Origin of the sequence: Roseobacter sp. HKCC-CH-9351 (assembly GCF_037830295.1) — a bacterium.
Classification (GTDB): Bacteria; Pseudomonadota; Alphaproteobacteria; order Rhodobacterales; family Rhodobacteraceae; genus M30B80.
This window is the reverse complement of sequence record NZ_JBBLYM010000001.1, coordinates 37,715-63,579: the sequence shown is the minus strand read 5'-3', so window position 1 is coordinate 63,579 and position 25,865 is coordinate 37,715. Positions and strand designations below refer to the sequence as shown.

General features: G+C 55.1%; 31 protein-coding genes, 1 tRNA gene and 1 pseudogene. 26 read left to right on the top strand and 7 right to left on the bottom strand.

The annotated features are described in order from the left end of the window. Nucleotides 1-8: 8 nt before the first annotated feature. From AAC632_RS00380 to AAC632_RS00370, 3 genes and pseudogenes are all read left to right on the top strand, one after another. Entirely contained in the window at nucleotides 9-995 is a 987-nt protein-coding gene (locus AAC632_RS00380) for an adenosine deaminase (protein ID WP_340298673.1), read from the top strand. 10 nt (nucleotides 996-1,005) lie between these two features. Next, complete coding sequence (upp, locus tag AAC632_RS00375) at nucleotides 1,006-1,644, top strand: uracil phosphoribosyltransferase (protein WP_340298674.1); 639 nt, start codon at nucleotides 1,006-1,008, stop codon at nucleotides 1,642-1,644. A gap of 190 nt (nucleotides 1,645-1,834) precedes the next feature. After that, nucleotides 1,835-2,023: pseudogene (locus AAC632_RS00370) on the top strand (SPOR domain-containing protein); the annotation flags it as partial. 5 nt (nucleotides 2,024-2,028) lie between these two features. On the opposite strand, the gene AAC632_RS00365 reads toward AAC632_RS00370, so the two are convergent. From AAC632_RS00365 to AAC632_RS00355, 3 genes are read right to left on the bottom strand one after another with little or no spacing between them, the layout of a single operon-like run. After that, on the bottom strand, nucleotides 2,029-3,051 hold the full coding sequence (locus AAC632_RS00365; RefSeq protein ID WP_340298675.1) for a hypothetical protein: 1,023 nt from the start codon (nucleotides 3,049-3,051) through the stop codon (nucleotides 2,029-2,031). A gap of 15 nt (nucleotides 3,052-3,066) precedes the next feature. After that, on the bottom strand, nucleotides 3,067-3,720 hold the full coding sequence (locus AAC632_RS00360) for a glutathione S-transferase family protein (protein ID WP_340298676.1): 654 nt from the start codon (nucleotides 3,718-3,720) through the stop codon (nucleotides 3,067-3,069). A 22-nt stretch (nucleotides 3,721-3,742) separates the two neighbouring features. After that, nucleotides 3,743-4,165, bottom strand: coding sequence for a MerR family transcriptional regulator (locus tag AAC632_RS00355; RefSeq protein WP_317655448.1), 423 nt, complete (start codon nucleotides 4,163-4,165; stop codon nucleotides 3,743-3,745). 139 nt (nucleotides 4,166-4,304) lie between these two features. Here AAC632_RS00355 and AAC632_RS00350 point away from each other — a divergent pair, with 139 nt between their 5' ends. Genes AAC632_RS00350 through AAC632_RS00340 form a run of 3 tightly spaced genes read left to right on the top strand, consistent with a single transcriptional unit; the run spans nucleotide 4,305 to nucleotide 6,483 of the window. Continuing rightward, nucleotides 4,305-4,778 (top strand): PaaI family thioesterase, encoded by a 474-nt coding sequence (locus AAC632_RS00350; protein ID WP_340298677.1) that lies wholly within the window; start codon nucleotides 4,305-4,307, stop codon nucleotides 4,776-4,778. Further along, nucleotides 4,778-5,170, top strand: a complete 393-nt coding sequence (locus AAC632_RS00345; protein WP_340298679.1) for a PaaI family thioesterase — start codon at nucleotides 4,778-4,780, stop codon at nucleotides 5,168-5,170. Before AAC632_RS00350 ends, AAC632_RS00345 begins: the two co-directional genes overlap by 1 nt. Continuing rightward, the gene (locus tag AAC632_RS00340; protein WP_340298680.1) at nucleotides 5,167-6,483 is read left to right on the top strand and encodes an MATE family efflux transporter; all 1,317 of its coding nucleotides are present in this window, start codon (nucleotides 5,167-5,169) and stop codon (nucleotides 6,481-6,483) included. Before AAC632_RS00345 ends, AAC632_RS00340 begins: the two co-directional genes overlap by 4 nt. On the opposite strand, the gene arsC is transcribed toward AAC632_RS00340, so the two are convergent. The 3 genes from arsC to AAC632_RS00325 are packed head-to-tail and all read right to left on the bottom strand — an operon-like array spanning nucleotide 6,480 to nucleotide 8,216. Continuing rightward, nucleotides 6,480-6,815 carry an arsenate reductase (glutaredoxin) gene (arsC, locus tag AAC632_RS00335; RefSeq protein ID WP_340298682.1) on the bottom strand — a complete coding sequence of 112 codons (336 nt, stop codon included), beginning with the start codon at nucleotides 6,813-6,815 and terminating at the stop codon, nucleotides 6,480-6,482. The genes AAC632_RS00340 and arsC overlap by 4 nt on opposite strands. Beyond that, nucleotides 6,806-7,858, bottom strand: a complete 1,053-nt coding sequence (locus AAC632_RS00330) for a quinone-dependent dihydroorotate dehydrogenase (protein WP_340298683.1) — start codon at nucleotides 7,856-7,858, stop codon at nucleotides 6,806-6,808. The genes arsC and AAC632_RS00330 overlap by 10 nt, the downstream gene beginning before the upstream one ends. A gap of 19 nt (nucleotides 7,859-7,877) precedes the next feature. Beyond that, nucleotides 7,878-8,216, bottom strand: a complete 339-nt coding sequence (locus tag AAC632_RS00325; RefSeq protein WP_340298685.1) for a DUF952 domain-containing protein — start codon at nucleotides 8,214-8,216, stop codon at nucleotides 7,878-7,880. 90 nt (nucleotides 8,217-8,306) lie between these two features. On the opposite strand from AAC632_RS00325, the gene AAC632_RS00320 reads away from it, so the two are divergent. From AAC632_RS00320 to AAC632_RS00290, 7 genes are all read left to right on the top strand, one after another. Next, a tRNA-Gly gene (locus AAC632_RS00320) sits at nucleotides 8,307-8,380 on the top strand. 267 nt (nucleotides 8,381-8,647) lie between these two features. Then, nucleotides 8,648-10,381, top strand: a complete 1,734-nt coding sequence (araD, locus tag AAC632_RS00315) for an L-arabinonate dehydratase (RefSeq protein ID WP_340298687.1) — start codon at nucleotides 8,648-8,650, stop codon at nucleotides 10,379-10,381. 150 nt (nucleotides 10,382-10,531) lie between these two features. Continuing rightward, nucleotides 10,532-11,257 (top strand): ribonuclease activity regulator RraA, encoded by a 726-nt coding sequence (locus AAC632_RS00310; RefSeq protein WP_340298688.1) that lies wholly within the window; start codon nucleotides 10,532-10,534, stop codon nucleotides 11,255-11,257. A 147-nt stretch (nucleotides 11,258-11,404) separates the two neighbouring features. After that, a complete protein-coding gene (locus AAC632_RS00305; RefSeq protein WP_340298689.1) occupies nucleotides 11,405-12,121 on the top strand; it encodes a haloacid dehalogenase type II in 717 nt (238 codons plus the stop codon). Nucleotides 12,122-12,215: 94 nt separating this feature from the next. Next, on the top strand, nucleotides 12,216-12,920 hold the full coding sequence (locus AAC632_RS00300) for an SDR family NAD(P)-dependent oxidoreductase (protein WP_340298690.1): 705 nt from the start codon (nucleotides 12,216-12,218) through the stop codon (nucleotides 12,918-12,920). A 6-nt stretch (nucleotides 12,921-12,926) separates the two neighbouring features. Beyond that, the gene (locus tag AAC632_RS00295; RefSeq protein ID WP_340299838.1) at nucleotides 12,927-13,454 is read left to right on the top strand and encodes a 2,4'-dihydroxyacetophenone dioxygenase family protein; all 528 of its coding nucleotides are present in this window, start codon (nucleotides 12,927-12,929) and stop codon (nucleotides 13,452-13,454) included. Further along, on the top strand, nucleotides 13,451-14,125 hold the full coding sequence (locus tag AAC632_RS00290) for a class I SAM-dependent methyltransferase (RefSeq protein WP_340254992.1): 675 nt from the start codon (nucleotides 13,451-13,453) through the stop codon (nucleotides 14,123-14,125). The genes AAC632_RS00295 and AAC632_RS00290 overlap by 4 nt, the downstream gene beginning before the upstream one ends. Here the strand turns inward: AAC632_RS00290 and phnF are convergent. Then, nucleotides 14,064-14,813, bottom strand: a complete 750-nt coding sequence (gene phnF, locus AAC632_RS00285) for a phosphonate metabolism transcriptional regulator PhnF (RefSeq protein WP_340298691.1) — start codon at nucleotides 14,811-14,813, stop codon at nucleotides 14,064-14,066. The two genes, AAC632_RS00290 and phnF, sit on opposite strands and share 62 nt — an antisense overlap. Nucleotides 14,814-14,907: 94 nt before the next feature. Between phnF and phnG the strand changes: the two genes are divergently transcribed. From phnG to AAC632_RS00220, 13 genes are all read left to right on the top strand, one after another. Then, entirely contained in the window at nucleotides 14,908-15,360 is a 453-nt protein-coding gene (gene phnG / locus AAC632_RS00280) for a phosphonate C-P lyase system protein PhnG (protein ID WP_340298692.1), read from the top strand. Nucleotides 15,361-15,368: 8 nt separating this feature from the next. Next, nucleotides 15,369-15,956 (top strand): phosphonate C-P lyase system protein PhnH, encoded by a 588-nt coding sequence (gene phnH, locus AAC632_RS00275; protein ID WP_340298693.1) that lies wholly within the window; start codon nucleotides 15,369-15,371, stop codon nucleotides 15,954-15,956. Further along, nucleotides 15,956-17,056 (top strand): carbon-phosphorus lyase complex subunit PhnI, encoded by a 1,101-nt coding sequence (locus AAC632_RS00270; RefSeq protein WP_340298694.1) that lies wholly within the window; start codon nucleotides 15,956-15,958, stop codon nucleotides 17,054-17,056. The genes phnH and AAC632_RS00270 overlap by 1 nt, the downstream gene beginning before the upstream one ends. Next, nucleotides 17,053-17,886, top strand: coding sequence for an alpha-D-ribose 1-methylphosphonate 5-phosphate C-P-lyase PhnJ (locus AAC632_RS00265; protein ID WP_340298695.1), 834 nt, complete (start codon nucleotides 17,053-17,055; stop codon nucleotides 17,884-17,886). The genes AAC632_RS00270 and AAC632_RS00265 overlap by 4 nt, the downstream gene beginning before the upstream one ends. Beyond that, complete coding sequence (gene phnK / locus AAC632_RS00260) at nucleotides 17,883-18,653, top strand: phosphonate C-P lyase system protein PhnK (protein WP_340260054.1); 771 nt, start codon at nucleotides 17,883-17,885, stop codon at nucleotides 18,651-18,653. Before AAC632_RS00265 ends, phnK begins: the two co-directional genes overlap by 4 nt. Nucleotides 18,654-18,662: 9 nt before the next feature. Further along, nucleotides 18,663-19,346 (top strand): phosphonate C-P lyase system protein PhnL, encoded by a 684-nt coding sequence (phnL, locus tag AAC632_RS00255; protein WP_340245286.1) that lies wholly within the window; start codon nucleotides 18,663-18,665, stop codon nucleotides 19,344-19,346. Further along, nucleotides 19,343-19,879: a phosphonate metabolism protein/1,5-bisphosphokinase (PRPP-forming) PhnN gene (phnN, locus tag AAC632_RS00250; RefSeq protein ID WP_340298696.1), complete on the top strand. Its 537-nt coding sequence runs from the start codon at nucleotides 19,343-19,345 to the stop codon at nucleotides 19,877-19,879. Before phnL ends, phnN begins: the two co-directional genes overlap by 4 nt. A 7-nt stretch (nucleotides 19,880-19,886) precedes the next feature. Then, on the top strand, nucleotides 19,887-21,029 hold the full coding sequence (locus tag AAC632_RS00245) for an alpha-D-ribose 1-methylphosphonate 5-triphosphate diphosphatase (RefSeq protein ID WP_340298697.1): 1,143 nt from the start codon (nucleotides 19,887-19,889) through the stop codon (nucleotides 21,027-21,029). 92 nt (nucleotides 21,030-21,121) lie between these two features. Continuing rightward, nucleotides 21,122-21,952 carry a phosphonate ABC transporter ATP-binding protein gene (phnC, locus tag AAC632_RS00240; protein WP_340298698.1) on the top strand — a complete coding sequence of 277 codons (831 nt, stop codon included), beginning with the start codon at nucleotides 21,122-21,124 and terminating at the stop codon, nucleotides 21,950-21,952. A gap of 52 nt (nucleotides 21,953-22,004) precedes the next feature. Beyond that, nucleotides 22,005-22,904 (top strand): phosphonate ABC transporter substrate-binding protein, encoded by a 900-nt coding sequence (phnD, locus tag AAC632_RS00235; RefSeq protein WP_340255022.1) that lies wholly within the window; start codon nucleotides 22,005-22,007, stop codon nucleotides 22,902-22,904. Nucleotides 22,905-22,980: 76 nt separating this feature from the next. Beyond that, nucleotides 22,981-23,856, top strand: a complete 876-nt coding sequence (gene phnE / locus AAC632_RS00230) for a phosphonate ABC transporter, permease protein PhnE (protein ID WP_340298699.1) — start codon at nucleotides 22,981-22,983, stop codon at nucleotides 23,854-23,856. A gap of 7 nt (nucleotides 23,857-23,863) precedes the next feature. Further along, nucleotides 23,864-25,198 carry a phosphonate ABC transporter, permease protein PhnE gene (gene phnE / locus AAC632_RS00225; protein ID WP_340298795.1) on the top strand — a complete coding sequence of 445 codons (1,335 nt, stop codon included), beginning with the start codon at nucleotides 23,864-23,866 and terminating at the stop codon, nucleotides 25,196-25,198. 9 nt (nucleotides 25,199-25,207) lie between these two features. Then, the gene (locus AAC632_RS00220; RefSeq protein WP_340255031.1) at nucleotides 25,208-25,843 is read left to right on the top strand and encodes a chloramphenicol acetyltransferase; all 636 of its coding nucleotides are present in this window, start codon (nucleotides 25,208-25,210) and stop codon (nucleotides 25,841-25,843) included. The last annotated feature ends 22 nt before the right edge of the window (nucleotides 25,844-25,865 follow it).

Sequence of the window (25,865 nt, the reverse complement as noted above, 5' to 3'; positions counted from 1 at the left end):
GAACGGCGATGTCAGATATGGCCTGCGTCAAAAAGGTTGAATTGCACCTTCATCTTGAGGGGGCAGCACAGCCTGATTTTATTCGTCAGATCGCCTTCGAAAAAAAGGTGGATTTATCGGGCATTTTCAACGCGCAAGGCGGCTATGACATTCATGATTTTGTGCATTTTCTGCGCGTCTATGAGGCGGCAACATCGGTTCTCACCACGCCCGAAGATTATGCGCGTCTGACGCGCTCTGTGCTGGAGGCATCAGCAGGCCATGGGGTGGTTTATTGCGAAACCTTCCTGTCCCCTGATTTTTGCGGCGGTGGGGATATTGGTGCTTGGCGCGAGTATCTTTCTGCGATGACCGAAGCCGCAGATGCCGCCGAGCGGGATTTTGGGATCACGATGCGGGGCGTGGTTACGGCGGTTCGTCATTTCGGGCCAGATCAGGCGAAACGGGCCGCGCGCTGTGCTGCGGAAACGGCGGGGTGCATGATTTGCGGCTTTGGAATGGCGGGAGACGAGAAGATTGGCCATGTGCGCGATTTTTCATGGAGCTTTGATTGCGCGGCCGAGGCAGGACTACCCTTCACCATTCATGCAGGCGAATGGGGGGGCGCGCAATCGGTGTGCGAGACGTTAGATGCCTATAATCCGCCCCGTATCGGGCATGGTGTCGAGGCGATCAGTGACCCTGATTTGGTCGCACGTCTTGCCGATACGGGTGTTGTTTTGGAATGCTGTCCTGTGTCGAATGTCTTTCTTGGGGTTTTCCCAAATTGGAAAAGTCACCCGCTTGCGCGACTACGCGAGGCTGGGGTCAAGGTAACCGTGTCAACCGATGATCCACCCTTTTTCCATACCAATATGAGCCGTGAATATGAGGCCTTGGAACAGCATTTTGGGTGGGGTGAGACGGAATTCACGGAAATAAACCAAACCGCGCTTGCGGCGGCCTTTTGTGATGAGGAAACCCGCGCGCGCGTTACAAAACGGCTTGAAAGCTAGAGGGAAGACTATGACAGTATTCGACACACTGACCATCGTGACCCATCCGCTTGTGCAACATAAGTTGAGCTTGATGCGCGATAAAAACTGCGCCTCCCAAGATTTCGCGCGGCTTTTGACCGAAATTTCGATGCTGATGGCCTATGAGGTCACCCGCGATTTGGCGGTTACAACCACTGCCGTTGAAACCCCGCTTGAGGTGATGGATGCGCCGACACTTGCAGGGAAAAAACTGGCTTTGATTTCGATTTTGCGGGCGGGCAACGGAATGCTTGAGGGGATGCGCGCCGTGATCCCTGCTGCGCGGGTTGGATTTGTCGGGCTGTATCGCAATGAGGAAACGCTTGAGCCCGTGGATTACTATCTCAACCTGCCCTCGCACCTGTCCCAACGTCATGTCATCGCCCTAGATCCCATGCTGGCCACGGGCAATTCGGCGGCTGCGGCGGTGGATAAAATCAAATTGGAAGGGGCCGTTGATATCAGTCTGATGACATTGCTGGCCGCCCCTGAGGGTGTCAGGACATTCGCCGCTCGCCATCCTGATGTGCCAATTTTTACCGCGGCCTTGGATCGCGGTTTGAACGAAAAGGGGTATATCCTTCCGGGTCTAGGGGATGCGGGGGATCGGATATTTGCCACCAAATGAGGGGCGGATATCTATTTGTTCATTTATGTGCTTTTACTATGTATAAACATTTATTCATTCTTGCCCCAATTCGGGGGCTTGAATGGTCAAAAAAGCAGTACAATTTTGGGGCAGCATGGGATTTGTTGCAACGGTTCGGGCAACTGCCATGCCCGCAGTTTCCGTGACAGGGGCTTAGGTTCGCGCCGCCACCTATAGCACGCGGAACGAAGCCGCGCAGACCGCCGCGCAATTGGCTCAATTTGGCATGACTGCACAGCTTGGGCGTATGAGTTCGGGATATGCGGTTCTGGTCGGCCCGTTCTCAAGTGATGTAGCAACGCAACGCGCGGAATTGGTCCTGCGTGCGGCAGGGTTCACCTCGGCCCGCATTCAGTGATCTGTTCACTCAGTGCAAATCTCCTGTAGGGCAACCCATCTCGTATCTTCTAACAAGGGCGCATTTTGTGCTGTCCGAAGGGGGTCTGCCTCGATTAGGCTAAGGGTGTTTTCACCCGAAATATCGAGTGCGTAGGCGTAAGGCTGCGAAGAAATCTCGGCCTGTGCAAATTGCGATAAAAGCGCCTCATCGGCAACATCTGTTGGTGTTTCGGTCAGCAGACTGGCTGCGCGCGCAGCCAGATGCGTTTCGCTGATCTCGCCTGTGGTCAACAGTTGAAATGTAGCCCACAAACCCGCCTCTTGCAGCAGGGCTTGGGTGGGGTTGCTGTCAACCAAGCGGATATATTCCGACAATAAAAACCCTGCCAACACATCAGGGCTTTGGTAATCCTCAACCACGGATCGGTTCAGCACGATCAAATCGCCGGGCAAATGTAAGCTTGCGGGCAGACCATCACGCAGAACCACAAGCCGAGGCACGGTTGGCGTGGCAATGAACACCCGCCGCGCAAGGGTTGCAAGCGCGGCTTGCCCTGCGGTTTGATTGCAGCTTGGCCCCGTCAGTTGGATCATCTCTGTGAGAATATCCTGACCTATTTCGCGCTTTTTTGCCTCGGGCAAGAGATGCACTGTCTGGCGCACCAATGCATCGGGCAACCAAAACAGGCCCAAGCCCAGAACCACCGCCGCGGTTGTGGCCGCCAGAATGCCACGCAACCGCCCAGGATGGGGGCGATGGCGGTCAATCATACTGCGCAGCTTTTCGATTGCGGCGATCATGTCCTCATCCGCGATCTCGAGGCTTTCGTCACTGCCCTCCACAGGCACATAAAGGGCGGGCAGCTCGCCTGGATTGACGCGGATCACCGCGGCCAGCGACCAATGGGTGAGCGCGGTTTCTGAAAGGGTCGAAATGATCAAAGAAGTGTTGCCCAAATTGATCAATACTTCGCGGCGTTGGCTGTCGCCAACATCGCGCCAAAGGCCTGTGGCCTCTAGTTTTTGATATTCCTCTAACGCGGTCACGCAATGCCCTCGCGCTTATGCATCGCGAAACCCGTCATCTTTGCCCAATGTTGGCGCAGGCATCAGGTCATAGGGATGTGCCCAATTGGGTTGGTGGGCCAAGCGGGTCAGCCATGCCGAAATCGCAGGATAATCGGCGCGCGTGAAATTGAAATTTTCAGGGTAATAGAGATAGCCCGCGCAGGCGATATCCGCCGCTGAGACACTGTCGCAGGCAATCCAGTCGCGGGTGCTGAGCACCCCTTCAAGAATGGAAAGTGCCGCCTTCATCCGCCCCGTCAAATATCCAACAACGCCCGCATCACGTTTGTCCTCGGGCGCGAAATTCATCAAGAACCGCAACGGCCCCGCAGTGCCCGAAACCTTTTGATTATCGAACAAAATCCACCGCAAGATTTCTTGACGGTCTGTGGCACTCGCCCCTGCAAGTTTGCCTGTTTCATCCATAACCCAAGTTTGTATCAACCCTGATTGGGTCAGGATTTTACCCCCTGCATCTAGCACGGGAACTTCGCCCATTGGGTTTATTGCGCGAAACTCTGCACCGCGCGCCTCGCCGTTGAAGAAATCAACAAAACGGGGCTGCCAAGGCACACCTGCCAAAGTCAGGCACAGCGCGGCTTTATAGGCATTTCCAGATTCCCCAAAACAATAGAGGGTGTTGGTCACGGCTCGGTTTCCTTATGTCACGTTATGACTGTGGGTCTTGATCCGATTTTCGGTCTGCCAGCATTTGCGCCACCAAATCAATTTGACTTTGCAAATCACGAATGGCTTGGCCTAACTCGGTATATTGTGCCTGCATATCGTGCAATCTTTCACGCCCAACTTCTAGGCTTCTTTCCAATTGCGTCACTTGATTGTCGCCAAGTGCATAAAGGTCAAGCAATTGTCGCATCGCCTCTAGGCTAAAGCCAAACCGTTTGCCCTGTAAAATCAGTTTAAGACGCGCTTGGTCGCTGCGGGAATAAAGCCGCTTTTGTCCCACACGCAAGGGGGCCAACAGCTCCTTGCTTTCGTAGAAGCGAAGGCTGCGCGGCGTCACTTGAAACAGGGCGCACATCTCTCCGATGGTGCGAAAATCGGCCTCGCGCTGTGGGGCGTCTGATGGCATTTGCGGCATCCTCGGCTGATCCATGATGTGATCGCAGCTTATCATAGAATTGGTATCGATGTAATTTGCGCATTGCCGCGGGCGCGCGCCGCGCGTTAGATGGTGCAGATCATCAACCCCAATTTGTTGGATTATGCCCGTGCCCTCCGACCAGTCGGATTTCCTCCATGTCGCGCAAAGTTTCATCACGCAACTGCCCTATGCGGCGGCGTTGCAGATGAACATTGTTGCCCTTGGATCTGGGACTTCGGCGATGACGATGCGGGTTCTGCCCGATCTCTGTGATGCTGCGGGCGCGCTGCATGAAGGCGCACTCATGGCGCTGATGGACACCTGCGCAGGCACGGCGGTGGTGGCGCATGACAGCAAAGCCCTTGCGACCGCGACCTTAGATCTGCGCCTTGATGTGATGGGTCAGAGTGCAAAAGGCACGGTTCTGGCCAAGGCGGAGTGTTATGCCATCAGGGGAAATGTGGCCTTTGTCACTGTGGCGGCCACTGATCAAGAGACAGGCGCGCTTTTGGCCAAAGCCAGCGGAAGTTTCACGGTCGAATATGGGCCAGATGGCAAGGGTGTCTTGGAGATGGTCAACCCGCAAACGAGGCAGGGCTGATGCAGCAGATTTTGAACCAGCTGCCCTATGCGCGGTTTTTGGGCCTAGAGGGCCAAGAGGGCGGGGTGATCAAATTGCCTTATCGTGGCGTTTTGATTGGCAATCCGATTTTGCCCGCACTGCATGGCGGGGTTACGGCATCGGTGCTGCAGATCGCGGCCCAAACCCATGTGATACATGCGCTCTCTATCCCGCTGATAACCCCGCCAAAGTTGATTGATTTCACTGTGGATTATTTACGCCGCGGCCTGCCCGAGGATGGGTTTGCCAAGGCGCAGCTGACCCGCGCGGGGCGCCGTTTTGCCTCGGTCTCGGTCACGATGTGGCAAGGTGATCCAGACGCCCCCATTGCCGCGGCGCATGGCCATTTTGCCTTGGGGACAGTCCCATGACGGATCAGACCCCGCCCTTGACCCATGCGCGGGTGTTGCGCATCGCCGTGCCTGTGGTTCTGTCAAACATCACAGTGCCCCTTTTGGGTTTGGTCGACACGGGCGTTGTTGGCCAATTGGGTGATGCGGCTATGATCGGTGCGGTAGGCTTGGGTGCGATATCCATGACCACTGTATTTTGGATTTTTGGATTCTTGCGCATGGGCACCGTCGGTTTGGCCGCGCAGGCCCATGGGGCAGGGGATCAGGCAGAAATCTCGGCTTTGCTGTCGCGCGTTTTGATGATTGGCGTGGTGGCTGGTGTGCTTTTGATCCTGCTGCAATCGGCAATCTTCGCGGCCATTTTTGCGATAGCCCCCGCAAGTGATGCGGTCGAGGCCTTGGCGCGCGATTACATGGCAATCCGGATTTGGTCTGCCCCCGCTGCAATCGCGATTTATGGCATCACGGGGTGGTTGATTGCCGCTGAACGCACAGGCGCCGTGTTCGTTTTGCAGCTCTGGATGAACGGGTTGAACATACTGCTGTCAGCGGGGTTTGTGTTGGGTTTGGGCTATGATGTCGATGGTGTGGCCGCGGCCACGGCCATTGCAGAATGGTCGGGCTTGGCGCTTGGGCTTTATCTGTGTCGCGCGGGATTTTCGCAGGCTGCATGGCGCGATTGGCCGCGCGTTTTTGATCGCAGGCGGCTGTTGCATATGGCGCAGGTCAACACCGATATTTTGATCCGTTCCGTCTTTCTGATGGCAGGGTTTACCTCATTTATCTATATCGGCTCGGATTTCGGGGATACGACCCTCGCTTCCAATCAAATTCTTATGCAATTCATCCATATTACCGCCTATGGGTTGGATGGGTTTGCTTTTGCCGCCGAAAGTCTTGTTGGAAAATCCTTAGGGGCCAAAAACCGTGCCGCCTTGCGCCGCAGCGCCATGATGACGGCGCTTTGGTCGGGCGGTGTGGCGGTGGTGATGGCCGCAGCTTTTTGGGTCTTTGGAGGCGAGATTATTGATATTCTCACCACTGCGCCCGAAGTACGAATTGAGGCGCGTGATTACCTGTTTTGGATGGTGCTTGCACCGCTTGTTGGGTTTCAAGCATGGATTTTGGACGGGATATTCATTGGCGCAACCCGCACCCGTGACATGCGCAACATGATGGCCCTGTCTTTCGCAGGCTATGTGATACTGTGCCTGACGCTGATGCCCACCTATGGAAATCACGGGTTATGGGCCGCGTTGTTGGGGATGTTCATCCTGCGCGGTCTCAGCCTTGGGGCGCGCTATCCCGCACTTGAGCGCAGCGCGACCTAAAGCAGCCTGAGGATGTTTTCAGGCGGACGGCCAATCGCGGCGGCGGTTTCACTGATCAAAACAGGGCGTTCAATCAGGAGTGGATCATCGGCCATGGCAGCTAAGATTGCGGCCTCATCGGTCAAATCCACCCCCGTTTCGCGGGCCTCTTTTACGCGGATCAGATCGCGGGCAGGGCGGCCTAGTTTTGCGATCACTGCGGCCAGTTCGGCATGGGTGGGCGCGGCGTCTAAATAGGCGCGCGTGTCAAACTCTATGCCCCTCTCTGTCAGCAATGCCAAAGCCTGACGGGATTTCGAGCAGCGTGGATTATGCCAGAGGGTCAAAGCCATGCGTCAACCTCTGTGCCGATGGCAGATTGCAAACTGGCATGGCCATCTTTCGCAAGAGCGGCGTCAAGACCTTGAAGGATATCGGCAACCAAATCCATACCGCCATAAACAAGCCCCGTGTAAAGCTGCACCAAATGTGCGCCCGCCTTGATCTTGGCATAGGCTTGATCCGCATTGGCCACGCCCCCCACACCAATCAAGGCAATCTTGCCGCCTGTTTGCTGCGACAGTCGTGCCAGAACTTGGGTGGATCGCTCGAACAAGGGCTGCCCTGAGAGGCCCCCTGTTTCGCGCCGATGGCGCCCGCGCAACCCCTCGCGTGAAATGGTGGTATTGGTGGCAATGATCCCCGCAAGCTGCATCCGCAAGGCAAGCTCTGCAATGGCGTCAATCTCGTCATTGGTCAGGTCAGGTGCAATTTTCACAAAGAGCGGCACGGGACGGGCGAGATCAAAATTCGCATCCATTACCCCTTGCAACAAGCGCTCAAGCTGGTCGGCGGCCTGCAGGTCGCGCAGGTTCTCGGTGTTGGGCGAGGAGATGTTGATCGTAGCAAAATCAATCAGCCCCCCACAACGGGCCAAAACCAAAGCGTAATCTGCCGCGCGATCCATGCTAGTTTTATTGGCGCCCAAATTCAAACCCAAAGGAATGCGATGGGGGCGGTCGGCCAGACGTTTGGATGCAGCCTCCATGCCTTCATTGTTAAAGCCAAAGCGATTGATCACCGCGCGGTCACGCGGCAGGCGAAACACGCGGGGTTGCGGGTTTCCTGGCTGCGCCTGTGGCGTGATTGCCCCCACCTCAATGAACCCCAACCCTGTTTCCATTAAGGGCGCAATTGCGGTGGCATTTTTGTCAAAGCCCGCCGCAAGGCCAAGCGGGTTTGGGAAATTCATCCCCGCCACAGTTGTTGCCAAACGTGAGGTGGTAATTGGCCCTGTTTTGGGGGCAAGCCCCATGTTCAGCGCGGTCAGCGCAAGACCATGCGCGCGTTCAGGTGAGATCAGGCGCAAGGCGGCAAGGGCGGCTTTTTCAAACATCAGATGTCCTAATCTCTCATCACCCGTTCAAATCGGGCAGAATGTGAAGACCATTTTCAAGCGTCAATTCATGATGCCATAAAACCCCGTCTAAGGGCAGCTTGCCATATAAATGTGGGAAAAGATCGCCGCCGCGCGACACCTCCCACCGCAGGGCATCGCCAAAGGCATCGGCCTCATAGGCGGCAAGGATCAATCCTTCGACAGCTGAAAAATGCTTGGCCAAGGTTTCGGCCACCTGCGCTGCGGTCGAGAAATGGATATAGCCATCGGCCTGATCAATCGGCGCGCCAAGGCTTTCCCTCTGGGCGCAAAGCACGTCCCATTCGGAAGGGCGGAGAATTTTGAATATCAACATATGTGTGATGTGCGGAAATCCGCATCATAGGTCAAGGCTCATTCATCCTTGACGAAAACGGGACGATGACTTACCCCCACATTCAAGCACGCGGGTATGGTGTAATGGTAGCGCCCTAGCCTTCCAAGCTAGTCGTGCGGGTTCGATTCCCGCTACCCGCTCCATCAAAACCTCCTTGATCTTATGACTTGCGATAGTTCTCAGCCGCTCTGATGAATTCTATTTGCAGTGGGTCTATCACTATCCTCAGCCGTCCCTTGGATGTTAGGTGTAGCGCACGAGCCATGTCTAACCAAGTTTGCGTCATGACAGCATATATTCGTTCTGGGCGCTGGGTCGCTAAATGGTGCTTGGACTTTTATACATGTGGCAGAATATTAAGGTCATCATTATTAATAAATTTCATACGGTTGATTGCACAGGGACAATGAATGATGCCTAAAACACCTGATTCATTGAGGTCATCTCGTTGGTTCGCCCCAGATGATTTGCGAAGTTTTGGTCATCGATCTCGAATGATGCAGCTTGGTTATGCGGAAGAGGAGTTCCGGGGGAAACCGATAATTGGTGTTTTAAACACTTGGTCAGAGATCAACTCGTGCCACGGGCATTTTCCTGAGCGCGCCAAAGAAGTTAAGCGCGGTGTGAACCAAGCGGGCGGTTTCCCTATAGAGATGCCAGTTCTCAGCTTGGATGAACAATTTACAAAACCGAGTTCTATGCTCTATCGCAACATGCTGGCCATGGAGACTGAAGAGGTTATCCGCTCTCACCCCTTTGATGGGGTTATATTGATGGGTGGCTGCGATAAAACGACGCCTGCTCTGATTATGGGAGCGCTTAGCGCTGGAGTGCCATTCATATATCTACCTGCGGGACCGATGCTACGCGGCAACTACGCCGGAGAGATCCTAGGTTCTGGTTCTGACGCTTGGAAATATTGGGACGAACGGCGCGCTGGCAATATCAACGATGAGCAGTGGCGGGGTGTGCAAGGCGGAATTGCTCGTTCTCATGGCGTCTGTATGACGATGGGCACGGCATCCACGATGACGACCATAGCAGATTCTATGGGGCTGACGCTTCCAGGAGCCTCCTCAATTCCGGCCGTTGATGCCAATCATTCGCGCATGGCAAGCGCTTGTGGCCGGAGGATCGTAGAAATGGTTTGGGAAGATGTCTCTATGCAAGATATTGTTACCTCGGCCAGTGTGAAGAACGCCGCCATCGTCGCCATGGCCACTGGCTGTTCCACTAATGCAGTAGTGCACCTCATCGCTATGGCCCGCCGCGCGGGGGTGGAACTGACGCTCGACGACCTCGACGCGTTGGGGCGTACTGTTCCATTGCTCGCCAACGTTCGACCGTCAGGGAAGGACTACCTGATGGAGGATTTCTATTACGCCGGAGGGTTGCTTGCCATGATCAAGCAGATCGCAGACCGGCTCGACACATCGGCTGTTTCGGTCAACGGTCGAACGCTAGCTGATAATATTTCAGATGCTCAGGTCTACAACGATGACGTCATACGCCCGTTGTCCAACCCGGTCTACCATGAAGGGTCTCTAGCGGTGTTGCGTGGCAACCTCTGTCCGTCGGGTGCGGTAATTAAACCGGCCGCTTGCGATCCGAAATATCATATCCATGAAGGGCCGGCACTGGTCTTTGACAGCTATGCCGAGATGAAAACGGCGATTGACGACGAAGATCTTGAAGTTACGCCTGATCATGTTCTGGTCTTGCGTAATGCCGGGCCACAGGGTGGACCAGGTTTTCCGGAATGGGGGATGTTGCCGATCCCAAAAGCGCTTATAAAGCAGGGGCATCGCGATATGCTTCGCATTTCAGATGCGCGTATGTCTGGGACATCTTACGGCGCCTGTGTTCTTCATGTTGCTCCAGAAAGCTTTGTTGGTGGACCGTTGGCTCTATTAAAAACTGGCGACATAGTCCGAATGGACCTGCCGAACCGGTCGCTCAATATGATAGTCGATGACGCGGAACTAGAGCGCCGCAAAGCCGCCTGGATTCCCCCTGAACCTCGCTTCCAACGCGGCTGGGGATGGATGTTCTCCAAACATGTGGGGCAAGCCGATACCGGCTGCGATTTTGATTACCTGACACGCGATCACGGTCAAACTGCGGGTGAGCCTGATATATTCTAATGGAATAAAATCGCGACCATGCGCATTGTGTTATCTCTGTCCAAAGGATGTCCCTCTGAAATGAGGCAAGAGATTATATTTGCGAAGTTTGGCCAATGCTCGATTGCAAATATTTATGGCTCCTAACGTTTGAACCGAAGGAATTTCCCTATGAACAGTCATCCACTGACACAGAAAATGAAAGAAAAACTCGAACAGGTTTCTGTTGCTACATTGGCAACCGCACTTTTCAAGCGTGGTTTGCGCCACCAAACTATCCAGGATGTGCGGCCTCTATCGCCAAAAGGTAAGAATATGGTAGGCCCTGCCTTCACTTTGCGCTTTATACCTGCGCGAGAAGACCGCAATCAGCTGGCTGAGCTTAGTAATCCGGATCACCCGCAGCGGGTCGCTATCGAGACTTGTCCGCCTGGACATGTTTTGGTGATAGACAGCAGGAAGTCGGCGCTTGCCGCAAGTGCGGGAGACATTTTGATTACTCGTTTGATGATGCGCGGCGGTGCTGGTGTGGTAACTGACGGCGGTTTGCGTGATGCTATGAATATCTCCGAACTCGATATACCGGCCTATCATAACCGCCCCTCTTCACCTACGAGCCTGGTGACGAACGAGGCAATAGCGATAAACGAACCTATTGGTTGTGGCGATGCACCGGTCTTTCCCGGTGATATTGTGGTCGGCGACGATGACAGTGTCATAGTTATTCCAGCCCATCTGGCCGAGGAAGTTGCAGACGAAGCCGTCGAGATGACGGCGTACGAAGATTTTGTAATTGAGCAAGTACAAAATGGTGCCACGATTATTGGTCTGTATCCCGCAACCAAGGAAGAAAATCTCGATAAATTTGCCAAATGGCGTAAGACAAATAATCGTTAAATGAGCAAAAATAGCGTTAGTTAGAGATAGCAACTCGAATAGCTTACAAAAGGAGCTTCAAGTCACGCACTTTAAATTTATTGGCAGACCATTTGCCTTGTGGTTTGGTGAGATTGCTATTTACGAATTTAATGACGGAGACCCAAAATGACTGGGCCTGAGAATGTAAAACTGATTATATTTGATTGTTTTGGAACAGTTGTTGATTGGCGTGGAAGCATTATTGAGGACTTGTCTAAGTGGGGTGAACAAAAAGGCCTATCAATTGACTGGGCGCTGGTAGCAGATCTTTGGCGCGGCAGCTACGAGCCGCAAATGGGGCGCGTAAGATCAGGGGAAATTCCTTGGACTAATTTGGATGACTTACATTTTGAAAGTCTTCAGGCTGTGCTATCAGAACTACACGCACCTGAGCTTGGTCAGCTAGATTTAATGTATATTAACCGTGTTTGGCACCGTTTAAATCCTTGGCCAGACGCAGTTGAGGGGCTGGAACGCTTGAAGCGTAAGTTTGTGATTGGCCCATTATCTAATGCTAATGTTTCTCTTCTGGTTAACATGGCCAAATTTGCGAATTTGCCATGGGATCATGCCTTTTCTTGCGAGTTATACCAGCATTATAAACCTGATCCTGAGACATACTTGGGAGTGTGTCGGATGATGTATCTGGATCCTGAAGAGGTGATGTTATGTGCTGCGCATAATTATGACCTTGTTGCTGCACGTGAATGTGGACTGCGGACGGCATTCATTCCAAGGTCTACCGAGTATGGTCCCGGGCAGAAGACTGATCTAACTGCCGAGCAAGAGTGGGATGTCATTGCGTCTGACTTAATTGAGTTTGCAACTGAGATGGGCGCGTAGAAATATAAGGCTCAATTAAACTTTAATTGAAACTTGTATGCGCTGCCATCTTGTATGAAGGTGGCTCAAGTATTCCGCTCGCAAAGGTACAAATATGAAGAATGCAGTAGTTATCGGTGGTACGGGCGGGATAGGCGCCGGTATTGCGCGCGTGCTATTGCGAGAGGGTTGGCATGTATTGGCCACAGGTCTTGATGAGCGCGAGATCGATGCTTTCTCAATTGCTGTGCCCAGCGTGGAAACCGCTGTATTAGACGTCACCGACCAAGGTCAGGTTACTGAATTTTTTAACCGGTTTGAAACTCTGGATGCCCTTGTTAATTGTGCCGGCGTTTTGTTTCGTGGTGCGGAATATGAAATGGATGTTTTCACCAAGGTCATCGAGATCAACCTCACTGGTACAATGCGTACTTGTTTAGCAGCTCATGAATTGCTCGTCAGATCTAAAGGTGCGATTGTTAATACCGCTTCGATGCTCAGCACATTTGGCGGACCACTTGTGCCAGCCTATTCAGCCTCAAAAGGCGGCGTTTCCCAGTTAACCAAGGCTTTGGCTGGAAAATGGGCCGCCGATGGAATTCGCGTAAACGCGATTGCACCTGGATGGATTGAAACAGAAATGACAGCTGCCTTGCGCGAAGATCCAGAGCGCAATGGACCAATCTTGGCTCGCACGCCGATGGGGCGTTGGGGCAAACCTGATGAAATTGGAGAGCTTGTAGCGTGGCTACTATCGCATCGCGCGGGCTTTATAACCGGTGCTATCTACCCTGTAGATGGCGGATATAGTGCAATGTGAGATAATATGCCCCTACAAAAAACTGACCAAGATCCAATGACCCCGTATCAGCTTCCTTTTCCAAAAGATGCCTTGGAAGAGATAGTAGTGCCTAATGCTATTCCAGATGATGAAAGGATCTGGGTTCCGCAGGCTCCCAATGTATGGTTTCGTCCGCTGTGTTTGAATCGTTCTCAGGGTTATTGGATGAACCTTCTGAAGGTGAAAAAATCAGGTGTTCTATCGCGCCATCGACACCCTCAAGCAGTACATGGTTGGGTTCTTAAAGGACGGTGGTATTACCTTGAGCACGATTGGGAGGCGACCGAAGGCTCGTATGTGTATGAACCTCCTGGTGAAACTCACACTTTGGTGGTTCCCGAAGGGGTCGAAGAAATGATCACCTTTTTCCAAGTTAATGGCGTCATGTGCTATGTCGATCCTTATGGCGAGGTTTTGGGCTATGAGGATGTCTTTACCAAGATTGATCTGTGCCGCGCGCATTACGAACGCGTCGGGCTTGGCGCAGATTACGTTGACCAATTCATCAGATGACAGATCATGCGCCATCCCCGAATGCTGCGGAAGCTGGCTTTTGGGATGCGGTCTATCACGATCGGGCGGTTGATCAGCTTGGGTGGTATCAAGCAGATTACACCCACGTCCTTGCCCAAATCGCGGCGCTCAAGCTTGGGCCTGACGCGCCCATTCTAGATGCAGGGGCAGGGCGGTCAGGTTTGGTGCGTGGCTTGACGCTTGCAGGCTATCGCGATGTAACAGCCATCGATATTTCGGCCCATGCCATGACCCAAAGCACGGCGGCCTGTCGTGATCTTGACCATCCGCCGCGCTTCATTTGTGCGGATTTGCGCAACTGGCAACCGCCCCGCCACTATCACCTTTGGCATGATCGCGCGGTGTTTCATTTCTTAACCGACCCTGACGCGCAGGCGGCCTATGTGCAGATGATGGCCCGCGCTGTGATCCCCAAGGGTCATGTGATCTTGTCGGTGTTTCACCAGGATGGCCCTGAGCGATGCAGCGGCCTGCCTGTGCAGCGTTATGATGCCGCCACGCTTGCTGCGCGGCTGGGGTCAGATTTCACCCTGCGCGCGGCGGAGACAGCCACGCATCACACGCCAAGCGGTGTTGCGCAGCTTTTCCTTAGGGCGCATTTTGTGCGGGCGGCAGGGGTGTCGGGGCAGAGCCCTCAACCCGCAATTTAACGCGCCCGCCTACCATCACGCTTTGCCCGAATTCCAAGACTGCGCCAGATTTTGCGCAGATGTTAATCGCGGTGATTTCTAACAGGGCCGCGCCATGGCGAATGCCCAATTGATGTGCCTGCAATTTTGTGGCCGCGCGCGCGTCAATTTGCGTGTCGCGGCGCAGGTAATCGTCAAACCCATCCGCCGCAAAGGCCGCTGTAATCGAAGGGTCGCGTGTAAGATTGTCCAATAAATTCGGCAGCCTTGCGGCAGGAAAGCAAGATGAAAACAGCGACAGAGCCACCCCATCGGCATAGGATAGACCCTCTGCGTGATGCACCAATTCCCCCTCGCGGATATCGAGCATCTCGGCCTCTTTGGCATCAGCAGGGCGGCTGAACAATGTGGTGTAACGTCTGTCGGGCACACGGCCTGTTGCGCGGATAGCTTGGGAAAACCGTACCCTTGGCCCAATCTGATAAGGGGTCTGGGCTTCGGTTACAAAAACGCCTGCGCCTTGGCGGCTAAGGGCCAGCCCCGCCTCAACCAGACTTGCGATGGCGCGGCGCACCGTATGGCGGTTCACGCCAAAGCGGGCGGCCAATTCCGCCTCTGTGGGCAATTTCTTGCCCGCTGCAAAGCGTCCCAAACGGATATCGGTTTCAAGGTCGTCTCGAATTTCTGTCCAGATCGTGGCTTTGGGCATCTGTCATCAAAATTTCATCAAAAGCCGCTTGTGAGGGGGCAGGGTTGAGCGTAAAGTTTGTCTAGTTGTATATTTTATCGGATAACTTCGCAAGATGTCGAATTTAGGCGAACACATCGAACGGCAAGCATGGCTGTCCACCATGGCACAGGCCTCCGCAGATCGCTTGATCGCGCTGTGTCAATCCGCAGGCGTTGAGGTGCCGCATAGCGTTTTGCGTGCGCCTGAAATTGGCACGGTCATGGTGCGTGGGCGCGCAGGCGCGGTGGGCGCTGCGTTTAATCTCGGTGAAATGACTGTCACCCGCGCCTCGGTGCGCCTCACCGAGAGCGGTGCGGTCGGGCATGGATATGTGCAGGGCCGCAGTCATGAGGCCGCAACCTATGCCGCGCTTGTCGATGCGCTGTGTCAGACAGATCAAGGGTCGGCTTTGATTGCCTCCGTGATCACCCCTTTGCGCGCGGAAAAAGCAGCGCGTGAGGGCGCGCGGGCGGTGCGCGCGGCGGGCACAAAGGTTGAATTTTTCACCATGGTTCGGGGGGAATGAGTATGGCAATGTCTGAGCCAAATGTGACCGATGCAATGGGGGGCGGATTCGCCAATCCCCCGCGCGATGCGGCAATTGCTTTTCGCGCGGCCTTGGATGTGATGGCCCGTCCTGGGGTGATCCGCGAGATTTCAGGTGGGCATCCGCCGCTGCCCTTATCCCCTGCGGCGGGCAGTTTGCTGCTGGTTCTTTGTGATCCTGAAACACGGGTTTACCTTTCCCCGTCTTGCGACACAGATGCCATTCGCGCATGGCTGCGCTTTCATACGGGCGCGCCTTTGGTTGCTGCGGATGAGGCAGATTTCGCCATTGGCCCATGGGATGAGCTTTGCGTTGATCTCGGGAAAATGCGTCAAGGTGTGCAAGATTACCCTGACCGCTCTGTCACATTGATCGTTGAGATGGATCATCTCGCGGCGGAGGGGGTGCGCTTGACTGGGCCAGGCATTCAGGCGGAGGCCTATCTCAATCTGCCCGAGACTGCGGCTTTTGTCGCCAATGCGCGCCGCTTCCCGCTTGGTTTTGATACGTTCTTCACGTCAGGCAGCCAAATAGCGGCCCTGCCGCGATCCACCCGTATTGAGGGGGCTTCCTAATGTATGTTGCGGTAAAGGGGGGCGAGCGGGCGATTGACGCCGCCCATGAATGGCTGGCCGATGAGCGGCGCGGCGCAACCGATGTGGCGGAACTGAGCATCCCGCAAATTCGCGAACAGCTTAGCTTGGCTGTCAATCGGGTCATGGCCGAAGGTTCGCTATACGATCCTGATTTGGCAGCTCTGGCGATCAAGCAGGCGCGCGGCGATATGATTGAGGCGATTTTTCTGATCCGCGCCTATCGCACCACCTTGCCCCGTTTTGGGGTTAGCGCCCCGATTGATACTGGCGCGATGCGCTGTGATCGGCGCATTTCGGCCACCTTTAAGGATCTGCCAGGCGGGCAGATCTTGGGGCCAACCTTTGACTATACCCACCGTCTGTTGGATTTCGCGTTGATGGCAGATGGGGCGGTCCCGTCCGAGGATGAGGGGGGCGCCCCAGTGGATGCCGCACCTTTGCCGCATGTCACCAAATTTCTGGATCGCGAGGGTCTATTGCAGCCCGAGCCTGAGGATAACACGCCCCCGCGTGATCTGACGCGCGAGCCCTTGGATTTCCCTGCGGATCGTCCGCTGAAACTTCAGGCCTTGGCGCGTGGCGATGAGGGGTTTGTTCTCTCCATGGCTTATTCCACGCAACGGGGCTATGCGCGCAACCACCCGTTCGTGGGCGAATTGCGGATCGGGCGCGTGGCTGTGTCGATGGATATTCCCGAATTGGGCTTTGCCATTGATCTGGGCGAGATCACGGTCAGCGAATGTGAAACCGTGAACCAATTCACAGGCAGCAAGACCGAGCCGCCGCAATTCACCCGCGGTTACGGTTTGGTCTTTGGGCAATCCGAACGCAAAGCGATTTCCATGGCCCTCGTGGATCGCGCCTTGCGATGGGAGGAATTGGGTGAGGATGATGTGGGCGCGCCCGCGCAAGACGCAGAGTTTGTCCTGTCCCATTCCGATAATGTGCAAGCAACTGGGTTTCTCGAACATATCAAATTGCCCCATTATGTGGATTTCCAATCTGAATTGGAGCTGATCCGCCGCCTGCGCGCCGAGGCGATGATGGCATCTACAGGCCCACGGGAGGCTGCAGAATGAGCTATAATTTTGCCTATCTCGATGAACAGACCAAGCGGATGATCCGCCGCGCTATTCTGAAGGGGGTGGCCATTCCAGGCTATCAGGTGCCCTTCGCAAGTCGCGAAATGCCAATGCCCTATGGGTGGGGCACGGGCGGCGTGCAGGTTTCTGCCGCCTGCTTGACCCCCGATGATGTGTTCAAAGTCATCGACCAAGGTGCGGATGACACGACCAATGCCGTTTCAATCCGCCGCTTTTTCGAGAAAACCGCAGGCGTGGCCGTGACCGAGAAAACCACGGAGGCCACTGTCATCCAAACGCGCCACCGCATCCCTGAAACGCCGCTCAGTGTGGATCAGATTTTGGTCTATCAAGTGCCAATCCCCGAGCCGCTGCGTTTCCTAGAGCCGCGTGAAACCGAAACGCGCAAGATGCATGGGCTTGAGGAATATGGCCTGATGCATGTCAAGCTCTACGAGGACATTGCGCGCCATGGCGAGATTGCGACCGCCTATGCCTATCCCGTGAAGGTGGAAGAGCGCTATGTGATGGATCCGTCTCCAATCCCGAAATTCGACAATCCCAAATTGGAAAGCCCTGCCTTGCAATTGTTTGGGGCGGGACGTGAGCAAAGGATTTATGCCCTGCCACCCTATACCAAGGTCGTGAGTCTCGATTTTGAAGATTACCCCTTTGATCCGTCAAAAGCGGCACATCCTTGTGCGCTATGTGGGGCTGAAGACAGTTATTTAGATGAGGTGATCGTGGATGATGCGGGCGGGCGGATGTTTGTCTGTTCTGACACAGATTACTGCGCCAGCCGCCGCGAGACAGGAGAGGCCGCATGACCCCGCTTTTGCAAGTGCGCAATATTGAGAAACGCTACGGCACGCGGATTGGCTGTGCAGATGTCTCGTTTGATCTTTATCCAGGCGAAGTCTTGGGGATTGTGGGCGAGTCTGGGTCAGGTAAGTCTACGCTGCTCAATTGCCTAGCGGGGCATCTGAGCCCTGATCAGGGGGAAGTGATTTTTGACACCCGTGCCGATGGCCCCCGTGATGTCCGTCAGATGCCTGAGGCCGAGCGGCGGATGCTGTCGCGCACCGATTGGGCCTTTGTGCATCAAAATCCGCGTGATGGATTGCGGATGCGGGTATCCGCAGGCGGTAATGTCGGCGAGCGGTTGATGGCGGTCGGCGCTCGTCATTATGGCGATATTCGCCAGACCGCAGGTGACTGGCTGAGCAAGGTTGAAATCGACACCGCCCGTATGGATGATCGCCCTTCGGCCTTTTCGGGTGGGATGCAGCAGCGCCTGCAAATCGCGCGCAATTTGGTGACGGGCCCGCGCCTTGTTTTCATGGACGAACCCACGGGCGGCTTGGACGTTAGCGTGCAGGCACGGCTGTTGGATTTGCTGCGCGGTCTTGTCCGCCGTATGGGATTGTCGGCCATTATCGTCACCCATGATTTGGCGGTCGTGCGTCTTTTGGCAGATCGGCTGATGGTGATGAAATCGGGCCATGTTGTGGAAACAGGTTTGACCGATCAGGTCTTGGATGATCCGCAACATGCCTATACGCAGCTTTTGGTATCTTCGGTTTTGCAGGTGTGAGGGATGACGATGATCACAGTCACAGATTTGGGGAAATCTTTTACCCTGCACAATCAAAACAGCGCGGTGATCCCCGTGCTAGAGGGCGCGAATTTTTCCGTGGCGGCGGGCGAATGTGTCGCCCTGACAGGGGAAAGCGGGGCAGGGAAATCCACTGTCATGCGCATCCTTTACGGAAATTATCTGGCGCAAGCGGGGCGTGTGGTGGTGAACGGGTTGGACATCACCACCGCCACCCCGCGCGAGATTTTGACCCTACGGCGCGAGGTTTTAGGGTATGTCAGCCAGTTCTTGCGCGTGGTGCCGCGCGTGCCCACCCTAGAGGTTGTGGCAGAACCGCTCTTGTCTCTTGGTGTGGCTGAGGACGAAGCGCAGGCGCGGGCCGCAGATTTGCTGACGCGGTTGCGCATCCCCGAACGGCTTTGGCCGTTATCGCCCACGACATTCTCGGGCGGTGAACAGCAACGCGTCAACATCGCGCGCGGATTTGCACATCGCTATCCTGTTTTACTTTTGGATGAGCCAACCGCCAGCCTTGATGCCCAGAACCGCGAGACGGTGCTATCGCTGATCGAAGAGGCGAAGGCAGAAGGGGCTGCGATAGTTGGAATTTTCCATGACCTTGAAGCGCGCGAGCGGGTGGCGGATCGCGCCATTGATGTCAGCGTCTTTACCCCAAGGAAGATCGCATGAAGACAGGCCGCATCATTGCGGTTGTTGGCCCCTCGGGGGTGGGCAAAGACAGCGTGATGGCAGGGCTGATGGCCCGCCATCCAGATTTGCGCGCGGCCAAACGCGTGATCACCCGCCCCAGTGATGCGGGGGGTGAGGCCTTTGATGGGGTCAGCGCAGATGAATTTGCGCGTCTCAACGGGCAGGGGGCCTTTGCCTTGTCATGGCAGGCGCATGGCCTCTCTTATGGTATTCCCGCTGAGGTGGCCGATTGGATTGCCGCAGGTCATGATGTCCTTGCAAACTTGTCTCGCAATGTGTTGAGCGAGGCTGCGTTGCGATTTGCGCATGTAGTGGTTCTGTCCATCACCGCAAGTCCTGCGGTTTTGGCCACGCGTCTTGCCGCGCGCGGGCGCGAGGATGCACAGGATATCGCCGCGCGTCTGGCGCGACAGGTTCCTTTGCCCGAAGGCCTGAATATCGTGGAAATTGACAATAGCGGCACGATAGAGGTCGCCATCGCCGCCGCTGAGGCAGGCTTATTCAAAGGATAGACCAATCATGAGCAGCGAAGTGATTTTCGGCAATGCGCAGATCGTTACTGTGGATCGGGTCTTTGCAGGCAGCGTGATTGTGCAAGATGGGGTTATTGCGGATATCCGCGAAGGCGGCACCTTGCCGAGTGGCGCGATTGATTGCGAGGGCGATTTTCTGACGCCTGGTCTGGTTGAATTGCACACTGACAATCTTGAGCGGCACATGCAGCCGCGCCCGTCAGTTGATTGGCCCCATGATGCGGCCATTATCGCCCATGATGCCGAACTGGCAGGGGCAGGGATCACGACAGTTTTCGATGCCATGCGCATTGGGTCGATTAATTCGGGCAAAACCCGTTACGAACGCTATGCCCGTCCTTTGGCCAGCGAGATGTTGGCCCTGCGCAATCAAGGGATGCTGAAGATCAGCCATTTTCTACACTTGCGCGCCGAAATCTGTTCCGAAACCTTGGCGGAAGAATTGGCCGAATTTGGCCCAGCAGACCGCGTAGGTTTGGTGAGCCTGATGGATCACACACCAGGGCAACGGCAATTCCGTGATCTGTCCAAGCTCAAAGCTTATGTGATGGGCAAGAACAATCTCAGCGAGGATGAATGGTTAGACCATATCGCACAGCTGACAGATATGCGTGCGCGATTTGGGGATATGCACGAACAGGCCGCAGTGGATCACGCCCGCCGCTATGGCGCGCTTTTGGCAAGCCATGATGATACCACCGCGGATCATGTCGCGAAATCGGCAGGCTACGGGATCAAATTGGCCGAATTCCCGACCACGCGCGAGGCGGCCGAGGCCTGCCATAGGCATGGCATCGCGGTTATGATGGGCGCGCCCAATTTGATCCGTGGCGGGTCACATTCGGGCAATGTTTCGGCTGCCGAATTGGCCGAAGCGGGCCTGTTGGATATCATCTCCTCCGATTATGTCCCTGCCGCGCTTTTGCTGTCGGCTTATCGCTTGGGGCAAATGTGGAATGATCTGCCGCGCGCCATGGCCACAGTGACGGCCAACCCTGCTAAGGCTGCGGGTTTGCAGGATCGTGGCCGCATCGAACAAGGCTTGCGCGGTGACGTTTTGCGCCTGTCTGTTGCGGGCGGCACACCGCGTTTGCGCGGGGTTTGGTCGCGCGGCCTGCGCGTTGCCTGACCGATGATATTTTTACGAAACGGTAACAATTCGGTCACGTAACTGAATCATTGCACGGCGATACGGCCCTCAAGATTTTGGAAGGGGGCCTTATGCTCGAAGTGCGCAACGTAACCCGGGTTTTTGGCAGCAAGATTGCCGTTGACCGCGTCAGCTTTTCTATCTACCGACCTGCCTTTGTCGGGATCATTGGCCGCTCTGGGGCGGGCAAGTCCACCTTTCTTCGGATGATGAACCGCCTGACCGATGCCACGGATGGCGAAATTCTGGTTGATGGCACCAATGTGCTTGCCTATCGCGGCGCGGAGGCGCGCGCATGGCAAAGCCGCTGCGCCATGATCTTTCAGCAGTTTAATCTTGTGCCACGCCTCGATGTTGTCTCGAATGTATTGCATGGGAAATTGAACCACGCTTCGACCTTGGCCACGATGTTTAATCTTTGGCCAAAGGCCGATATTTCCCGCGCGATTGATATTCTTGATCGTCTGGGCATTGCCGAACAAGCGCCCAAACGGGCTGAGGCGTTGTCCGGTGGTCAACAGCAACGGGTCGCCATCGCCCGCGCCTTGATGCAAGATCCCCAGATCATTCTGGCCGATGAGCCAATCGCCAGCCTTGATCCCATGAATGCCCAAATCGTGATGGATACGCTCAAGCGGATCAACACAGAAGACGGGCGCATGGTAATTGCGAACCTGCATACATTGGATACGGCGCGCCAATATTGTGACCGCGTGATCGGAATGCGGGACGGGCGCATCGTGTTCGATGGCACTCCTGCGCAACTGACCACGGGTGTCGCGCGCGACATCTATGGCGCGGATGAAACATTCAACGAATTCGCTACCTCTACCAAGATTTCGGGTGCTGAGGTGGTGGCGGAAAAGCGGGTCAAACATCCCGCGATACAAGGCCTGATGTAGGGCCAAAACCCCAGTCCATCTGTTCGGACATCTCATCTCACGGAGACTTCTCATGAAGAAACTGGCAACCCTCCTCGCAGTGACAACAGCCCTTGCTGGGCCTGCGGCGGCGCAAGAAATCACAGAATTCAATATCGGCCTTTTGGGCGGTGAAAACGCGCAAGACCGTTTGGCAAATAACGAATGCTTCCGCGCCTATGTTGAAGAGGCCCTTGGCGTTCCAACCCGTTTGTTCACCCCTGCAGATTACAACGGCGTGATCCAAGGCTTGCTTGGCGGCACGCTTGATTTCGCATGGTTGGGCGCGTCTTCCTATGCCGCGACCTATATCGCAGATGAAAACGCGGTCGAGCCTGTCTTGGTTAAGACCAATTTGGATGGCTCTTTCTCGTATCATTCCATCGGCTTTGCCCGCGTTGACAGCGGCATTGCCGATTTGGCCAATCTTGAAGGCAAAACCTTTGGCTTTGGTGATCCAAACTCGACCTCTGGTTTCTTGATCCCTTCGGTTGAGATCCCACAGTTGGGTTACTCGATGGAGCCAGGCGATTTCTTTGGTGATGTTGTATTCACAGGCGGTCACGAGCAGACAATCATCGCCGTAAACAATGGCGATATTGATGCAGGCGTGACTTGGGCCGATGGTTTGGGCAACTGGGAAGACGGCTACAACTCGGGCGCATTGCGCCGCGCGGTTGATGCAGGTCTGGTTGATATGAACGACTTGGTTGAAATCTGGCGCTCTAAGCCAATTCCAGAAGGCCCTGTCGTTCTGCGTCAATCGCTGCCTGACGATGTAAAGGCGACTGTAACCGAACTTTTGGCCAATCTGCACGAAACAGATGAGGCCTGCGCTTATGGCGTGGCGGCAGGTGAAACCGCAGGTTTCGCACCCATCAGCCACGAAGCCTATGAGACCATCATCGCTGTGCGTTTGGCACAAGGTAACTAAGCCCTTGTTGCACACTGGTGCATGACATTGGGGGGTGCGCAGATTTGCGCGCCCCCATCTTCAAGAAAGGTTGACCATGACCGATATCACCTCATCCCAGATCGATCGGGAAAGACGTGAAACAGTGCGCGAAGATTATCTGCAGATGACGCAGCGCCGCCGTCTCTATTCAGGTCTGCTCATTTTGATCTTTGCGGTGATGTTGATTTCTGGCTTCTCTATTGCAGAAGATCGCAATGCGGGTGGTTTCTTGGAAGGCCTACATCGCCTTTTTGATTTCCCTGCTGATCTGATTTCTGAGGCGATTGAAAAAGCAGCAAACCTGCCTGGCCATATGGTGGATGCACTGCCTGCTTTGATTGAGACGCTTAACATTGCGGCGGTCGCGACTTTGCTTGGCTGCGCGGGTGGGGTGGTGTTCTCGCTCTTGGGCACGCGCGGGCTGGCCTATTGGCCGCGTCTGATCCCGTTCTTTCGCCGTATCACCGACATCTTGCGCGCGATCCCTGAGGTTGTGGTGGCATTGGTGCTGATTTTCATCATGGGTGGTGGCCCTGTGCCTGCAATGATTGCCATCGCGCTGCATACGATGGGTGCCATGGGCAAATTGTTTTCTGAGGTGACTGAAAACACGGACATGAAACCTGTCGAAGGGTTGCAGTCTGTCGGTGCAAATTGGGGTCAACGGATTTGGTTGGGTGTCATCCCACAGGTTTTGCCCAATTACCTCAGCTATGGGTTGCTGCGCTTTGAGATCAATATCCGCGCGTCAGCCATCCTTGGTTTTGTGGGCGCGGGTGGCATTGGCTACGAGCTGAAAAACGCGCTGACGTTCGGGCAGGGCAAGTTCGATGAGGCCGCCGCCGTTTTCGTGATCCTGTTTTTGACCATTGTCGCGGTTGATCAGCTCTCAAGCAGCCTGCGCAATTATTTGACCAAGGGGACGTTCTGATATGGTCATGGCTACCCAAGATGTTGCGGCTTTGCGTACCTCCGAAATCCGCCGCATTGGGCGCAAGAAACTATTTGGTTTTGCGATCCCAGCGGTGATCTTTGCCTATGCGGTCTATGTCTTTTTTGCCTTTGACATTCTGGGTCTGGCAGAACGGGCGCGGATGGATAACGCGGCGGTGTTGGTGTCGGATGCGGTCAGCTATAAAACCCATGTCACGCGCGATAATCGCTCAGGCGAGATCACGGTCGCCATTGAAGGTTCACGCCGTGCCACCTATGCGCCTGATCAAATCCCCGCTTGGGCCGAAGTGGCAGGCCACACAGCCGAAATCGAACTGCGCCATGGGCATCGCGTGACCTATGCTGGGCCGCTGATCACCTATCACCATCCTGAATTTGGCGACATTGTCATTGATACCGCAAATGGGGTTGATTTGCGCCTATCCGCCGAGGCGGTTCCTGATTTCATCAATGCCTCTGGCAATCGCGTCTCGATTGCGACCGAAGGTGGGCGGCTGTCTGTCACCCGCAACCGCACCGAAACCATGCGCTATTTCGCGGGATGGGAGATGTTCTTTTTCGATCTGGCCAGCCCCTATTCAGGCATGAGCGCGGGCGAGGTTTTCGCGACCATCACCCGCGGCGCGCAAATTGACCCCGCGCATTCCAATTTTGGTCTGATGCTGTCGAATGTCTGGAACAATTCAATCTGGCGGCATGGGGATGTTTTTTGGGCTTTGGGAGAAACGATCCTGATGGCCTTTCTGGGCACATTTGGCGCGGCAATGATTGCGCTGCCTTTGGCGTTTTTTGCGGCAACAAATTTCGCTCCGTCCAAAGCGGTGCGGTTTGTCATCCGCCGCCTGTTTGATTTTGTGCGTGGCTTGGATGCGCTGATCTTTACCATCATCTTATCGCGGGCCTTTGGGCCAGGGCCGATGACAGGGGCCTTGGCTATTTTGCTGACAGATACGGGCAGCTTTGGCAAACTGTTTTCCGAGGCCCTTGAAAATGTCGATGAAAAGCAGATTGAGGGGCTGGCATCGACAGGCGCGAATGCAGTGCAGCGCAATCGTTTCGGCGTCTTGCCGCAAGTCATGCCCATTTTGCTCAGTCAGGTGTTGTATTTCTTTGAATCGAACACGCGCTCGGCCACGATTGTGGGCGCGATTGTGGGCGGGGGCATCGGTCTATTGCTGACCCAAGCCATCCAGACCACGGCAGATTGGGAAAAGGTCACTTATTATATAACCTTGATCGTGCTGATGGTGGTTGCAATGGATGCGGTTTCTGGTCGTATACGGGCGCGCCTGATCAAAGGCGATGGCTCAGGCAAGTGATAGGCCAACATGAGTGACGCAAAAAAACTGACAGCCGATACGCCCCTGATCCATCAAGGTTGCGAAATCGCCAATTCTACCTTCGGGGCTTATTGCGAGGTGGGGGCGTTCTCGCGCGTTCTGAACTCGGCTTTCGGGGACTACGCCTATTGTGACCGTATGGCCGATATTGCCAATGCCGATATCGGCAAATTTTCGAACATTGCCGCGATGACACGGATCGGGCCAACCGATCACCCGATGCGCAATGCGGCGCAACATCATTTCCTCTATCGCTCTGAGCTCTATTTCGATGACGCGTCAGACGATGCTGCATTTTTTGCCGCTCGTGCGGCGCGCCGTCTTAGCCTTGGGGCCGATTGTTGGATCGGTCATGGTGCGATTATCAAACCCGAAATCCGCGTGGGCATCGGCGCGATTGTTGCCGCAGGCGCTGTGGTGACAAAGGATGTGCCAGATTTTATGATTGTGGCAGGCACGCCCGCAAAGCCCTTGCGCATGCGCTTTGCCGATGAGGTCGCGCAAGATCTCATGGATTTGGCGTGGTGGGACTGGGATCATGCCCGTCTGCGCCGCGCATTACCTGATTTCCGCGCAATGCCTGCGGCGGAATTTGTTGCCAAATATCGCGGGCCGCGTCCCTGATTTCATTTCTGCGCGCATTAAG

Bases quoted from the DNA above. Each gene is read 5' to 3' on its own strand.
- AAC632_RS00340 (WP_340298680.1), top strand. From the start codon at position 5,167: ATGACGGATCAGACCCCGCCCTTGACCCATGCGCGGGTGTTGCGCATC.
- AAC632_RS00325 (WP_340298685.1), bottom strand. From the start codon at position 8,216: ATGTTGATATTCAAAATTCTCCGCCCTTCCGAATGGGACGTGCTTTGC.
- AAC632_RS00305 (WP_340298689.1), top strand. From the start codon at position 11,405: ATGACTGGGCCTGAGAATGTAAAACTGATTATATTTGATTGTTTTGGA.
- AAC632_RS00310 (WP_340298688.1), top strand. From the start codon at position 10,532: ATGAACAGTCATCCACTGACACAGAAAATGAAAGAAAAACTCGAACAG.
- phnE (WP_340298699.1), top strand. From the start codon at position 22,981: ATGACCGATATCACCTCATCCCAGATCGATCGGGAAAGACGTGAAACA.
- phnH (WP_340298693.1), top strand. From the start codon at position 15,369: ATGTCTGAGCCAAATGTGACCGATGCAATGGGGGGCGGATTCGCCAAT.
- AAC632_RS00300 (WP_340298690.1), top strand. From the start codon at position 12,216: ATGAAGAATGCAGTAGTTATCGGTGGTACGGGCGGGATAGGCGCCGGT.
- phnK (WP_340260054.1), top strand. From the start codon at position 17,883: ATGACCCCGCTTTTGCAAGTGCGCAATATTGAGAAACGCTACGGCACG.
- upp (WP_340298674.1), top strand. From the start codon at position 1,006: ATGACAGTATTCGACACACTGACCATCGTGACCCATCCGCTTGTGCAA.
- AAC632_RS00345 (WP_340298679.1), top strand. From the start codon at position 4,778: ATGCAGCAGATTTTGAACCAGCTGCCCTATGCGCGGTTTTTGGGCCTA.
- AAC632_RS00355 (WP_317655448.1), bottom strand. From the start codon at position 4,165: ATGCCATCAGACGCCCCACAGCGCGAGGCCGATTTTCGCACCATCGGA.
- AAC632_RS00265 (WP_340298695.1), top strand. From the start codon at position 17,053: ATGAGCTATAATTTTGCCTATCTCGATGAACAGACCAAGCGGATGATC.
- phnE (WP_340298795.1), top strand. From the start codon at position 23,864: ATGGCTACCCAAGATGTTGCGGCTTTGCGTACCTCCGAAATCCGCCGC.
- phnC (WP_340298698.1), top strand. From the start codon at position 21,122: ATGCTCGAAGTGCGCAACGTAACCCGGGTTTTTGGCAGCAAGATTGCC.
- phnN (WP_340298696.1), top strand. From the start codon at position 19,343: ATGAAGACAGGCCGCATCATTGCGGTTGTTGGCCCCTCGGGGGTGGGC.
- phnL (WP_340245286.1), top strand. From the start codon at position 18,663: ATGATCACAGTCACAGATTTGGGGAAATCTTTTACCCTGCACAATCAA.
- AAC632_RS00330 (WP_340298683.1), bottom strand. From the start codon at position 7,858: ATGTTTGAAAAAGCCGCCCTTGCCGCCTTGCGCCTGATCTCACCTGAA.
- phnD (WP_340255022.1), top strand. From the start codon at position 22,005: ATGAAGAAACTGGCAACCCTCCTCGCAGTGACAACAGCCCTTGCTGGG.
- AAC632_RS00220 (WP_340255031.1), top strand. From the start codon at position 25,208: ATGAGTGACGCAAAAAAACTGACAGCCGATACGCCCCTGATCCATCAA.
- AAC632_RS00290 (WP_340254992.1), top strand. From the start codon at position 13,451: ATGACAGATCATGCGCCATCCCCGAATGCTGCGGAAGCTGGCTTTTGG.
- arsC (WP_340298682.1), bottom strand. From the start codon at position 6,815: ATGGCTTTGACCCTCTGGCATAATCCACGCTGCTCGAAATCCCGTCAG.
- AAC632_RS00295 (WP_340299838.1), top strand. From the start codon at position 12,927: ATGCCCCTACAAAAAACTGACCAAGATCCAATGACCCCGTATCAGCTT.
- AAC632_RS00380 (WP_340298673.1), top strand. From the start codon at position 9: ATGTCAGATATGGCCTGCGTCAAAAAGGTTGAATTGCACCTTCATCTT.
- AAC632_RS00245 (WP_340298697.1), top strand. From the start codon at position 19,887: ATGAGCAGCGAAGTGATTTTCGGCAATGCGCAGATCGTTACTGTGGAT.
- araD (WP_340298687.1), top strand. From the start codon at position 8,648: ATGATGCCTAAAACACCTGATTCATTGAGGTCATCTCGTTGGTTCGCC.
- AAC632_RS00270 (WP_340298694.1), top strand. From the start codon at position 15,956: ATGTATGTTGCGGTAAAGGGGGGCGAGCGGGCGATTGACGCCGCCCAT.
- phnF (WP_340298691.1), bottom strand. From the start codon at position 14,813: ATGCCCAAAGCCACGATCTGGACAGAAATTCGAGACGACCTTGAAACC.
- phnG (WP_340298692.1), top strand. From the start codon at position 14,908: ATGTCGAATTTAGGCGAACACATCGAACGGCAAGCATGGCTGTCCACC.